This is a genomic window from Citrobacter freundii complex sp. 2025EL-00176 (assembly GCF_053309355.1).
Window position 1 is genome coordinate 97,880 of sequence record NZ_JBRYHT010000003.1, and the last position, 12,868, is coordinate 110,747.

General features: G+C 52.7%; 10 protein-coding genes and 2 tRNA genes. 9 read left to right on the plus strand and 3 right to left on the minus strand.

Annotation, left to right across the window (positions count from 1 at the left end):
• Nucleotides 1–3: 3 nt before the first annotated feature.
• Both dcuC and iadA read right to left on the minus strand, forming a co-directional pair.
• Nucleotides 4–1,470: a C4-dicarboxylate transporter DcuC gene (gene dcuC, locus ACVXHP_RS09350; RefSeq protein WP_447571334.1), complete on the minus strand. Its 1,467-nt coding sequence runs from the start codon at nucleotides 1,468–1,470 to the stop codon at nucleotides 4–6.
• A 10-nt stretch (nucleotides 1,471–1,480) separates the two neighbouring features.
• Nucleotides 1,481–2,614, minus strand: coding sequence for a beta-aspartyl-peptidase (iadA, locus tag ACVXHP_RS09355; protein ID WP_137360128.1), 1,134 nt, complete (start codon nucleotides 2,612–2,614; stop codon nucleotides 1,481–1,483).
• Between the two features lie 148 nt (nucleotides 2,615–2,762).
• On the opposite strand from iadA, the gene ACVXHP_RS09360 reads away from it, so the two are divergent.
• From ACVXHP_RS09360 to ACVXHP_RS09370, 3 genes are all read left to right on the plus strand, one after another.
• Nucleotides 2,763–3,656 carry a LysR family transcriptional regulator gene (locus ACVXHP_RS09360; protein WP_047026436.1) on the plus strand — a complete coding sequence of 298 codons (894 nt, stop codon included), beginning with the start codon at nucleotides 2,763–2,765 and terminating at the stop codon, nucleotides 3,654–3,656.
• Nucleotides 3,657–3,823: 167 nt separating this feature from the next.
• On the plus strand, nucleotides 3,824–4,156 hold the full coding sequence (secG, locus tag ACVXHP_RS09365) for a preprotein translocase subunit SecG (RefSeq protein WP_003025000.1): 333 nt from the start codon (nucleotides 3,824–3,826) through the stop codon (nucleotides 4,154–4,156).
• A 9-nt stretch (nucleotides 4,157–4,165) separates the two neighbouring features.
• A tRNA-Leu gene (locus ACVXHP_RS09370) sits at nucleotides 4,166–4,252 on the plus strand.
• A gap of 196 nt (nucleotides 4,253–4,448) precedes the next feature.
• Here ACVXHP_RS09370 and argG read toward each other — a convergent pair.
• The gene (gene argG / locus ACVXHP_RS09375; RefSeq protein ID WP_042311271.1) at nucleotides 4,449–5,792 is read right to left on the minus strand and encodes an argininosuccinate synthase; all 1,344 of its coding nucleotides are present in this window, start codon (nucleotides 5,790–5,792) and stop codon (nucleotides 4,449–4,451) included.
• 334 nt (nucleotides 5,793–6,126) lie between these two features.
• Between argG and ACVXHP_RS09380 the strand changes: the two genes are divergently transcribed.
• The 6 genes from ACVXHP_RS09380 to truB all read left to right on the plus strand — a co-directional run bounded on the left by ACVXHP_RS09380 (nucleotide 6,127) and on the right by truB (nucleotide 12,607).
• A tRNA-Met gene (locus ACVXHP_RS09380) sits at nucleotides 6,127–6,203 on the plus strand.
• A 207-nt stretch (nucleotides 6,204–6,410) separates the two neighbouring features.
• The gene (gene rimP, locus ACVXHP_RS09385; RefSeq protein WP_003024996.1) at nucleotides 6,411–6,863 is read left to right on the plus strand and encodes a ribosome maturation factor RimP; all 453 of its coding nucleotides are present in this window, start codon (nucleotides 6,411–6,413) and stop codon (nucleotides 6,861–6,863) included.
• 28 nt (nucleotides 6,864–6,891) lie between these two features.
• Nucleotides 6,892–8,379 (plus strand): transcription termination factor NusA, encoded by a 1,488-nt coding sequence (gene nusA / locus ACVXHP_RS09390; RefSeq protein ID WP_047026381.1) that lies wholly within the window; start codon nucleotides 6,892–6,894, stop codon nucleotides 8,377–8,379.
• 24 nt (nucleotides 8,380–8,403) lie between these two features.
• A complete protein-coding gene (infB, locus tag ACVXHP_RS09395; RefSeq protein ID WP_047026380.1) occupies nucleotides 8,404–11,091 on the plus strand; it encodes a translation initiation factor IF-2 in 2,688 nt (895 codons plus the stop codon).
• A gap of 167 nt (nucleotides 11,092–11,258) precedes the next feature.
• On the plus strand, nucleotides 11,259–11,663 hold the full coding sequence (gene rbfA / locus ACVXHP_RS09400; protein ID WP_003024988.1) for a 30S ribosome-binding factor RbfA: 405 nt from the start codon (nucleotides 11,259–11,261) through the stop codon (nucleotides 11,661–11,663).
• The gene (gene truB, locus ACVXHP_RS09405) at nucleotides 11,663–12,607 is read left to right on the plus strand and encodes a tRNA pseudouridine(55) synthase TruB (protein ID WP_200009125.1); all 945 of its coding nucleotides are present in this window, start codon (nucleotides 11,663–11,665) and stop codon (nucleotides 12,605–12,607) included. Before rbfA ends, truB begins: the two co-directional genes overlap by 1 nt.
• Nucleotides 12,608–12,868: the final 261 nt, after the last annotated feature.

Genomic DNA, 12,868 nt, shown 5'->3' on the forward strand with positions numbered 1-12,868 from the left:
TTTTTACTGTACCGCCAGCGGCTGTTTACGCCGGCGTTGCCAGAAATATCCCCCGAGCATCAGCAGTACAAGAACTGCCAGCCACGGCAGAACCGCCAATAAATGCCCTGACCGGGCAAAGGTCAGCGCAATCATCAGTAGCCAACCACCGAGCATCGGGATCGCGGTGCGCTTGACAATATCCACTGGTGATACGCCAGCAATTCCCGCGATAGCAATGATGACGCCAGCAATGGGGGATAACGTACGACCAATACCCGCCGATATCTGGATAGGCAACATCATCACTGCGATATCGCTGCCGATATGGCGGCTGATGTCCGGCACCATTGGGGCGAAGGAGAAAAACGCCGCATTTCCGGAACCCATCAGCGCTGAAATCGCAAAAGTGATAAGGGTCATCAGCAGGATAATTGAGGCGGCGCTGAGGCCAAATTCACCGGAAAGCGATAGCAGCGCGTCGACGGCACCAATGGCTTTCAGTCCGGCAGAAAAAACTTCACCGGCGATAATCAGCGTCACCACGGTGGCAAAAACGCTGCCCATGCTGTCGAAAACCTTTTGTACGCCAGCCATGACTTCCCGGGCTTTACGATGACGTCCATACTCACAAACCAGCGTAATGGCCAGACTTATCAGTACGGCGGTATCCAGCGTAATTTTGAGTGAGCTGAACACTAAATCGCTGCATACCAGCATCAACACCAGCGGCAGCATGGGCAAAAACAGCCAGGCGATCGGGGCGTCGGCTTCTTCGGTCGACGTTAATGTCTGCATCTGCTGAGCCGCATTGTCACCATTTTCCCGACGATCGAAAAAGCGTTGCACAACAATATGCAGAAGGGCGATGAAAAGGATTACGGGGACGACGATCGGTAACTGATCCTGCACAAAATAGTTCACGACCTCGATACCTGCGGTTTTGGCGGCGAGAACTGAGTTGCCGGAACCGGGGCCAAACTCAACCGCACAGGTACTGGCGATAACGGCGGCAACGGCGGCGCGGCTACAGCCCAGTCGGGTCAGCAGTGGATAAAGCGTCGCCATTAACAACAGGCCCAGTCCGGTAGCGCTGCTGATAAACAGCGACAGGAATTGACCCAGCAGTAGCGCCAGTCCCAACAGCAGATAAGGCGAGTTCAGACGCTGCAACGGACGAGACGTCACCCGAACCAGCACCTGGCTTGCGCCAATGGCCGACATATAGGTAGCGAAGCCACCAATCAGCATAATTTGCAGCCCAAGACCGCCGAGGCGCACGCTCAGGGTATCGCGAATAAACTCAAAGGCGTCGAAGGGGCCAAAGCCGGTGCTTTTTTTCACCAGGCTACTGAGCGTCGTCATGCCGCTAAAATGCGCGATCAGCAGCAGTACAATCCCGGTCAACAGCAGCACTGACTGGGGATGATACTTTTTGAGAATCAGACGTCCGGCAAAGATAATGGCGATTAGCGCCAGTAATAATGACATTCTCGCTTCCTCACTCAAAGTTGCCGGTGACCAGGCACTCGCCATCGCGCAGCAACGGCTTACCCGCAGCAAACAGATGGGCCAGCGAGAGGTCATCATTAAGTACGCAGATATCGGCGCGTTCCCCGGCGCAGAGCACGCCGCCGGAAATACCCAACGAACGTGCGACGTTTGCCGTCAGCATGGCGATCGCCTGAGACACCGGAATTCCCACATCAATCAGGCGAGGAAGCAGATTAAGGTTGCCTGCGACCGGTGCCGCGCTTAAACCTTCCACGATGCCCTGCGCGTTAAAGCGCGGCACGCTGCCATTGCCATCAGAACTGATCGTGATGCGCTCGGCCGGAACCTGTGCTTCCAGGGCGTGGAGAATCGCCTGTTCCTGAGGTGTAAAGCGGCTACCGCCAGACGTCACGTCGATATGGCCGCCACGATGGGCGAAAGCAATCGCCTGTTCGAACAAGGGTTCTGTTCTTGCCACATGCGTCGGTGAAATGTGGTGAATCGGAATGCCTGCATCACACAGCTCAAGCAGTTGCGACATCCCTTCCGGTAGATTCCCCAGGTGGACATGTAGCAGCCCTTTTTTCCCGGCCAGTAGGGAAGAGACGCGGATATCGCTGACTATTCTCAGCAATTCCTGGAAAGAGGGATACGAACCGCGGTGGTCGGCGAGCGCGATTTTGACGCCAAGAATCGCCGGAATAAATGCCATGTCATCGCGGATAGAGCGCGTAATGGTCGGGCTGGGTACCGCGTAGGCTCCCGTATGCATAAACGCACGCAGTCCTTCGAGATTAAGGGACTGCATTTTGGCGTAGAGATCTTTCGGTGAGCGAGAAATAGCGTCGGTACCCAATACGCCGACGACCGTGGTAATGCCCGCCTGAATCAGATCGCGCAGCTTGACTGCTGGCGTCCGGCTGGCAAACCCAGCTTCCCCGCCGCCACCGGTAAGATGGACGTGCTGATCGATGATACCTGGGATAACCCATTTACCCCGACAATCGATGACCTCTTTGACGCCATCAAAGAGTGAAATATCTTTTTCTACCGCCACAATTCGGTCGGCATGAATGAGCAGGGAGCAGAGGCCTAAATCTTCAGGGGAAAAAACACGGGCATTGGTCAGTAAAGTAAACATATCGGTCCTGTCAAACGTCGAGGGTGAGAGTCGGCAGGTGAAACGGAATATTGTTGTTATGACGCTCACCATAAAGCCATTACTATATCTATGACTATTACCGATTTGTTATTGGAGGATGCGGTTATGGCATGGTGGAGAGTTCAACGTGGATTGTAAGTGGCTGGAAGATTTTCTGGCATTGAGTCAGCATGGAAATTACTCTCAGGCCGCAGCGCAGCGGCATATTACGCAACCTGCACTCAGTCGGCGTATTAAGGCGCTGGAGGAGGTGCTGGGCGTGCCATTGTTTGATCGGACCACAACTCCCGTCACGCTGACGCGCTATGGTGAACGATTTGAGCCCTATGCCCGACACGTCCTCAGTACGTTAACAGAGGCGCGCCACGAGCTATCGGCGATGTCGCCCGCAACGGATAACACGCTGGTCATGGTCAGTCTGCATACGCTGTCGGTCAATATCCTGCCGGATATGATCAACTATTTGCGCCAGAGTGAACCACAGCTCAATTTCACGGTAAATGCCAGTATTCAGGGGATAGACAACCACTTTAATGCGCTGATTGACCGGCAGATTGATCTGCTGGTGACATACGATTTACCGTCTGCGCAGCCTGGGCTGGAGATCGCCGGCGGGTTAAAACGTTCGCTATGGCGATATGAGCGATTTATTCCAGTTATTTCTGCGCAACTGGCGGATACGCTTGACGATCCGCAGGTGCCTATTCCGTGGCTCTGCTATAGCGACTATACCTTTGTCAGACGCATTATTGAGCCGGCAGAACAACGTGTCCGTCCGCGCCTGAAAAAAGTCTTTGAGAGCGGTTTAAGTGAAACGATACGCGAAATGGTGCTACGCCATATGGGAATGGCATGGTTACCCGAATCGATGGTGGCGGAAGAGTTGGTGAATCAGCAAGTTATTCACTGCTGGCCAGAAAACGCAGATCTGATTTGTGAAATCCCCGTTGTGGTATGGGCGAACCTTGACGATCAACGTGCAGTGATGCAGAGATGCTGGGAGAAGTTGCTGCGTTTTTGATTGATATGGCGATTTTTTCCGCAGTTGATACAATGCTAACAAATTGCCCTTGCGAAGGTTATTCGCTTTGGTTAGTATTCACACCCGCTTCAGTGGGAAACAGTAAACATTCCCGCTTTAATGGTCGAAGCATTGTACGCGGCAACTCCGCAAGGAACAGGTTGATTATGCACGAAGCTCTTTTAGTAGTTTTCCTTATTGTGGCAATTGGCCTGGTAGGCTTGATCATGCTGCAGCAAGGTAAAGGCGCTGATATGGGAGCCTCTTTTGGCGCAGGCGCTTCTGGTACTCTGTTTGGTTCAAGTGGTTCTGGTAACTTCATGACCCGTATGACAGCTGTATTGGGAACCTTGTTCTTCATCATCAGTCTGGTGCTGGGTAACATGAACAGCAATAAGACCAATAAAGGAAGTGAGTGGGAAAATCTGAGCGCACCGGCGAAAACCGAGCAAACTCAGCCAGCTGCTCCGGCTCAGCCGACCAGCGATATCCCACGCTAAGTATTCTGTACCGAGGTGGTGGAATTGGTAGACACGCTACCTTGAGGTGGTAGTGCCCTAACGGGCTTGTGGGTTCGAGTCCCATCCTCGGTACCAAATTCCAAAAAAAAGACGCTGCAAAGCGTCTTTTTTTTCGTCTGTTATTTATGGTTGTCTGTAGGTCGGATAAGGCGTTTACGCCGCCATCCGACATTATTACCACGCCTGATGGCGCTACGTTTATCCGACCTACAGACACCTTATATTCCGCGCATAAAAAAGGCCGCTTTCGCGGCCTTAAACTGATGAATGTTTACTTCGCTTTGTTTTCCAGATTCTCAACCTGCGGCAGACCGGTCGTTGAAGAGGCGGTCAACAGACCGGCTTTCGCGTAGCCGAACAGCTTCTCGCGGGTATCGGTGATGTCCAGATTACGCATAGTCAACTGGCCGATACGATCGTCAGGTGAGAATACTGACTCGCCTTTCTCCATGGTCAGACGCTCCGCCTTATAGGTCAGGTTGTCGGACACGGTATTGAGGATTGAGTAGTCGTTGCCGCGGCGCAGCTCCAGCGTCACTTCGCCGGTAATCTGACTGGCGACCCAACGTTGCAGACCGTCACGCAGCATCAGCGCCTGCGAATCGAACCAGCGGCCCTGGTACAGCAGTTTGCCCAGCTGACGACCATGGGAGTGATATTGCTCAATGGTGTCTTCGTTATGGATACCGGTCAGCAGACGCTCGTAAGCGATGTGCAGCAGCGCCATCCCCGGGGCTTCATAGATGCCACGGCTTTTCGCTTCAATAATACGGTTTTCAATCTGATCGCTCATGCCCAGACCGTGACGACCGCCGATGCGGTTAGCTTCCAGCATCATTTCTACGTCATCGCTGAAGGTTTTACCGTTTAGCGCTACCGGATGACCCTGTTCAAAGCGTACGGTCACTTCTTCTGCCGGGATCTTCACACTCTCATCCCAGAACTTCACGCCCATAATCGGGTTGACGATTTTGACGCTGGAGTTCAGGAATTCCAGATCTTTTGCTTCGTGGGTTGCGCCGAGCATATTGGAGTCAGTGGAGTACGCTTTCTCGACAGACATTTTGTAGTCGAAACCGCAGGCGATCATAAATTCGGACATCTCATGGCGACCACCCAGTTCGTCGATAAAATCGGTATCCAGCCATGGTTTGTAAATCTGCAGTTCCGCATTGGTCAGCAGGCCGTAACGATAGAAACGTTCAATATCGTTGCCTTTATAAGTGCTGCCGTCACCCCAGATGTTCACGCCATCTTCTTTCATGGCGGCAACCAGCATGGTGCCGGTAACGGCGCGGCCCAGCGGAGTGGTGTTGAAATAGGTCAAGCCACCGGTGGTGTTGTGGAACGCGCCGCACTGAATGGCAGCGATCCCTTCGGCAACCAGCTGCTTACGGCAATCTACCAGGCGAGCATTCTCAGCACCATATTCCATTGCACGGCGAGGAATGGCGTCATAGTCATCCTCATCCGGCTGGCCCAAATTCGCAGTATATGCATATGGGACAGCCCCTTTTTGTCGCATCCACAGCAGTGCTGCACTGGTGTCCAGGCCGCCGGAAAAAGCGATACCAATACGTTGACCTACCGGGAGATGCTTGAGAATCGTCGTCATAAAATAAAACCCTGCTTGATAGACTGGTGAAGAGGTCGGCTTATTATACTAATTGCATTTTTATGCAAAATAAATGAGTTTTCATTTAATCATCTTTTCTGGATGACAGGAAGAGTTTAGTGATAATTTCGTTAAATAACGGCGCGGACTGCATATTTATCTTTATTACCCTCTGCGGGGCCGCATTCATTGATTTGCATAGTGGTAACAAGGTTGACATAACACATAGAGTATCCATATACTGTGCGCAGATTTTACGTCCCGTCCTCGGTACCAAATCCCAGCAGTATTTGCATTTTTTACCCAAAACGAGTAAAATTTGCCACGTTTCAGGCGCGGGGTGGAGCAGCCTGGTAGCTCGTCGGGCTCATAACCCGAAGGTCGTCGGTTCAAATCCGGCCCCCGCAACCACTTTCCCTTAGAGTTCTTTTTCAAATATACTGTGAAGACTTAGGCCTTCGTAGCTGGATTTGAAAAAAATTCTTTCGGAAGGTTCTCCGAACCGCAGGTGCGGTTATAGGGTTCAGTTATCTAAAGCCCCGATTTATCGGGGTTTTTTGTTATCTGACTACAGAATAACTGGGCTTTAGGCCCTTTTTTTATGTCTTGGGGGTGGGCTTGTCCACATTAGAGCAAAAATTAACAGAGATGATTACAGCACCGGTTGAAGCCCTGGGCTACGAACTGGTCGGCATCGAATTTATTCGCGGTCGCACATCCACACTGCGCATCTATATTGATAGTGAAGATGGCATCAATGTTGATGATTGTGCTGATGTGAGCCATCAGGTAAGCGCCGTGATGGATGTCGAAGACCCAATCACCGTTGCCTATAACCTGGAAGTTTCCTCGCCGGGTCTCGACCGTCCTCTGTTCACTGCTGAACACTACGTGCGTTTCCTTGGGGAAGAAGTCACGCTGGTTCTTCGTATGGCGGTACAAAACCGTCGTAAATGGCAGGGCGTTATCAAAGCGGTGGACGGTGAGATGATCACGGTCACAGTCGAAGGTAAAGATGAAGTGTTCGCGCTGAGTAATATCCAGAAGGCGAACCTGGTTCCCCACTTTTAACAGTCTGGATTGAGGTGAAAAGCCCGCGATGAACAAAGAAATTTTGGCTGTTGTTGAAGCCGTATCCAACGAAAAAGCGCTGCCACGCGAGAAAATTTTTGAAGCGCTGGAAAGTGCGCTGGCTACAGCAACAAAGAAAAAATATGAACAAGAGATCGACGTCCGCGTAGAAATCGATCGTAAAAGCGGTGATTTCGATACCTTCCGTCGTTGGGTAATCGTAGAAGAAGTTACCCAGCCAACCAAAGAAATTACGCTGGAAGCGGCACGCTTCGAAGACGAAAGCCTAAACGTAGGCGAATATGTTGAAGATCAGATTGAATCTGTCACCTTCGACCGTATCACCACCCAGACTGCGAAGCAGGTTATCGTACAGAAAGTACGTGAAGCTGAACGCGCAATGGTTGTTGATCAGTTCCGCGAACACGAAGGCGAAATCGTTACGGGTGTGGTGAAAAAAGTTAACCGTGACAACATTTCCCTGGATCTGGGCAGCAATGCTGAAGCCGTGATCCTGCGTGAAGACATGCTGCCGCGCGAAAACTTCCGCCCTGGCGACCGTATTCGTGGCGTTCTGTACTCTGTGCGTCCGGAAGCGCGCGGTGCGCAACTGTTCGTCACCCGTTCCAAACCGGAAATGTTGGTTGAACTGTTCCGCATTGAAGTGCCAGAAATCGGCGAAGAAGTGATTGAAATTAAAGCGGCTGCTCGCGATCCGGGCTCTCGTGCGAAAATCGCCGTGAAGACCAACGACAAGCGTATTGATCCGGTCGGCGCGTGTGTGGGTATGCGCGGTGCGCGCGTTCAGGCGGTTTCTACCGAACTGGGCGGCGAGCGTATCGATATCGTCCTGTGGGATGATAACCCGGCGCAGTTCGTGATTAACGCAATGGCGCCAGCAGATGTCGCTTCTATCGTGGTGGATGAAGACAAACACACCATGGATATCGCGGTTGAAGCCGGTAACCTGGCTCAGGCGATTGGACGTAACGGTCAGAACGTCCGCCTGGCTTCACAACTGAGCGGTTGGGAACTCAACGTAATGACCGTTGATGACCTGCAAGCGAAGCATCAGGCTGAAGCACATGCAGCCATCGATACCTTCACCAAATATCTCGATATCGATGAAGATTTCGCGACAGTTCTGGTGGAAGAAGGTTTTGCGACGCTGGAAGAACTGGCCTACGTGCCAATGAAAGAACTGCTGGAAATTGACGGCCTCGATGAACAGACCGTTGAAGCGCTGCGCGAGCGTGCTAAAAACGCACTGACCACTCTGGCACTGGCCCAGGAAGAAAGCCTCGGTGATAACAAACCGGCTGACGATCTGCTGAATCTGGAAGGATTGGATCGTGATATGGCCTTCAAACTGGCTGCCCGTGGTGTTTGTACGCTGGAAGATCTCGCTGAACAGGGCATTGATGATCTGGCTGATATCGAAGGGTTGACCGACGAAAAAGCCGGTGAGCTGATTATGGCTGCCCGTAATATTTGCTGGTTCGGCGACGAAGCGTAATAAACTGTAGCAGGAAGGAACAGTATGACAGATGTAACCGTAAAAACGCTGGCTGCAGAGATACAGACCTCCGTGGATCGCCTGGTACAGCAATTTGCTGATGCTGGTATCCCGAAGTCTGCTGATGACTCTGTCTCCGCACAAGAGAAACAAACCTTACTGGCGCATCTGAACCGTGAGAACGGCTCAGCGCCGGATAAGTTGACATTGCAGCGTAAAACGCGCAGTACTCTCAATATTCCAGGTACCGGTGGGAAAAGCAAATCGGTACAAATCGAAGTCCGCAAGACACGCACCTTTGTGAAACGCGATCCGCAAGAGGCTGAACGCCTTGCCGCGGAAGAGCAGGCGCAGCGTGAAGCGGAAGAGCAAGCCCGTCGTGAGGCAGAAGAAGCTGCCAAACGCGAGGCGCAACAAAAAGCCGAACGTGAGGCCGCAGAACAAGCTAAGCGTGAAGCCGCTGATAAAGCGAAACGTGAAGCTGCGGAAAAAGACAAAGTGAGCAATCAACAGACCGACGATATGACTAAAACCGCCCAGGCCGAAAAAGCCCGCCGTGAAAATGAAGCCGCAGAACTGAAACGTAAAGCGGAAGAAGAAGCACGTCGCAAGCTTGAAGAAGAAGCTCGCCGCGTAGCGGAAGAAGCTCGCCGTATGGCGGAAGAAAACGAGAAAAATGGTGTGAATAACGCTGAACCTGTTGAAGATACCAGCGATTATCACGTCACGACTTCTCAGCACGCTCGCCAGGCAGAAGACGAAAACGATCGTGAAGTTGAAGGCGGTCGTGGTCGTACTCGTAGCACTAAAGCTGCGCGTCCGGCGAAAAAAGGCAACAAACACGCTGAATCGAAAGCTGACCGTGAAGAAGCACGCGCCGCAGTTCGCGGTGGTAAAGGCGGTAAACGTAAAGGTTCCGCTCTGCAGCAGGGCTTCCAGAAGCCAGCTCAGGCCGTTAACCGTGACGTTGTGATCGGCGAAACCATTACCGTTGGCGAACTGGCTAACAAGATGGCGGTTAAAGGCTCTCAGGTCATCAAAGCGATGATGAAACTGGGCGCAATGGCGACCATCAACCAGGTCATCGACCAGGAAACCGCACAGCTGGTTGCCGAAGAGATGGGCCACAAAGTTATCCTGCGTCGTGAAAACGAGCTGGAAGAAGCGGTAATGAGCGACCGTGATACCGGCGCTGCGGCTGAACCGCGCGCACCGGTTGTAACCATCATGGGTCACGTTGACCACGGTAAAACCTCCCTGCTGGACTACATTCGTTCCACGAAAGTGGCCTCTGGCGAAGCGGGCGGCATTACCCAGCACATCGGTGCGTACCACGTTGAAACTGACAACGGTATGATCACCTTCCTGGATACCCCGGGTCACGCCGCGTTTACCTCCATGCGTGCTCGTGGTGCTCAGGCAACGGATATCGTGGTTCTGGTTGTTGCAGCAGACGACGGCGTGATGCCGCAGACCATCGAAGCTATCCAGCACGCGAAAGCGGCAGGTGTGCCGGTGGTGGTTGCAGTCAACAAAATCGATAAACCAGAAGCGGATCCGGATCGCGTTAAAAACGAACTGTCCCAGTACGGCATCATGCCGGAAGAGTGGGGCGGCGAGAGCCAGTTCGTTCACGTTTCTGCGAAAGCCGGTACCGGTATCGACGAACTGCTGGACGCGATCCTGCTGCAGGCCGAAGTTCTGGAGCTGAAAGCTGTGCGTAAAGGCATGGCGAGCGGCGCGGTAATCGAATCCTTCCTGGATAAAGGTCGTGGTCCGGTTGCTACCGTTCTGGTGCGTGAAGGTACGCTGAACAAGGGCGACATCGTACTGTGTGGCTTCGAATATGGCCGCGTGCGTGCGATGCGTAACGAACTGGGTCAGGAAGTACTGGAAGCAGGTCCGTCCATTCCGGTGGAAATCCTCGGTCTGTCCGGTGTTCCGGCTGCTGGTGATGAAGTGACCGTGGTTCGTGACGAGAAGAAAGCCCGTGAAGTTGCGCTGTATCGTCAGGGCAAATTCCGTGAAGTTAAGCTGGCTCGTCAGCAGAAATCTAAACTTGAGAACATGTTCGCCAACATGACCGAAGGCGAAGTTCACGAAGTGAACGTCGTACTGAAGGCCGACGTACAGGGTTCTGTAGAAGCGATCTCCGACTCCTTACTGAAACTGTCTACCGACGAAGTGAAAGTGAAGATCATCGGTTCCGGCGTAGGTGGTATCACCGAAACCGACGCGACTCTGGCAGCGGCGTCCAACGCGATTCTGGTTGGCTTCAACGTCCGTGCTGATGCCTCTGCGCGTAAAGTGATCGAATCTGAAAGCCTGGATCTGCGTTACTACTCCGTCATCTATCATCTGATCGACGAAGTGAAAGCGGCGATGAGCGGTATGCTGTCTCCGGAACTGAAACAGCAGATCATCGGTCTGGCTGAAGTGCGCGACGTGTTCAAATCGCCGAAATTCGGTGCGATCGCGGGCTGTATGGTTACCGAAGGTACCATCAAGCGTCACAACCCAATCCGCGTACTGCGCGACAACGTGGTTATCTATGAAGGCGAGCTGGAATCCCTGCGCCGCTTCAAAGATGACGTTAACGAAGTCCGTAACGGTATGGAATGTGGTATCGGCGTTAAGAACTACAACGACGTTCGCGTTGGCGATATGATCGAAGTGTTCGAGATCATCGAGATCAAACGTACCATCGCTTAATCTTCGTAATGCCCGGTGGCACTTCGTTTACCGGGCCTACGTTAGGATTGTTAGCCGGGTTGTAGGCCTGATAAGCGTAGCGCCATCAGGCTTTAAAGCGCCATCCGGCAAGAAATTTAAAAAGGGGCTTATGGCCCCTTTTTTGTCATTATTCTGGAGAATTTATTATGGCGAAAGAATTTGGTCGCCCGCAGCGTGTGGCGCAGGAGATGCAGAAAGAGATCGCACTCATCCTGCAACGCGAAATCAAAGATCCACGCGTAGGTATGATGACTACCGTGTCTGGTGTTGAGATGTCCCGTGACCTGGCGTATGCCAAAGTGTTCGTGACTTTCCTTAACGACCAGGACGAAGCGGCTGTGAAAAACGGCATTAAGGCACTGCAAGAGGCCTCTGGTTTTATCCGCTCCCTGCTGGGTAAAGCGATGCGTCTACGTATCGTGCCTGAGCTGACCTTCTTCTACGACAACTCGTTGGTTGAAGGGATGCGTATGTCTAACCTGGTGACCAGCGTGGTGAAACATGACGATGAACGTCGTGTGAACCCAGCGGACGACAGCAAGGAGGACTGATGAGTCGTCCTCGTCGTCGTGGTCGCGACATTCACGGTGTCCTGCTGCTGGATAAGCCGCAGGGCATGTCCAGCAATGACGTATTGCAAAAAGTAAAACGCATCTACAATGCCAACCGTGCGGGTCATACCGGCGCGCTGGATCCGCTGGCGACGGGCATGCTGCCCATCTGCCTTGGCGAAGCGACAAAGTTTTCACAGTATTTGCTGGATTCTGACAAACGCTATCGCGTAGTAGCCCGCCTGGGGCAACGTACTGACACCTCCGATGCCGACGGGCAAATCGTGCAGGAACGTCCGGTAACCTTCAGCGCAGAGCAACTTGCGAGCGCGCTGGAGACTTTCCGCGGCGATATTGAGCAGATTCCGTCAATGTATTCGGCGCTGAAGTATCAGGGTAAGAAACTGTACGAATATGCGCGTCAGGGCATTGAAGTGCCGCGTGAAGCGCGTCCGATTACCGTCTATGAGCTGCTGTTCATTCGTCATGAAGGTAACGAGCTGGAGCTGGAAGTTCACTGCTCCAAAGGCACCTATATTCGCACTATTATCGACGATCTGGGCGAGAAGCTGGGCTGCGGCGCACACGTAACGTACCTGCGTCGTCTGACGGTCAGCAAGTACCCGGTGGATCGTATGGTAACGCTGGAGCACTTGCGCGAGCTGGTTGAACAGGCTGAGCAGCAGAACATTCCGGCTGCCCAGTTGCTTGATCCCTTGCTGATGCCAATGGACAGTCCAGCATCGGACTACCCAATTGTTAATCTCCCTTTGACGTCCTCGGTATACTTTAAAAATGGTAACCCGGTACGTACGACAGGCGCCCCGCTGGAAGGCCTGGTGCGTGTGACGGAAGGCGATGAAGGCAAATTTATCGGTATGGGGGAGATCGACGATGAAGGTCGTGTCGCCCCTCGTCGCCTGGTGGTTGAATATCCGGCATAACGCTCTCTGTCTTGCGATAAAAGGGCGCTGCGAGTAGAATACTGCCGCTTAACGTCGCGTAAATTGTTTAACAATCTACGCGACGTATACACAAAATCATTCGAGCTGCATCAAGGCGGCAAGTCTGAGCATCCTCAGGAGCTTACTTAGGTAAGTGACTGAGGTGAGCGGACGCAGCCAACGCAGAGTCAGTTTGAAGGATAAAGTGTATACACTGGGATAGCTGAATTAGAGATCGGCATCCTTTCATTCTTAACACTT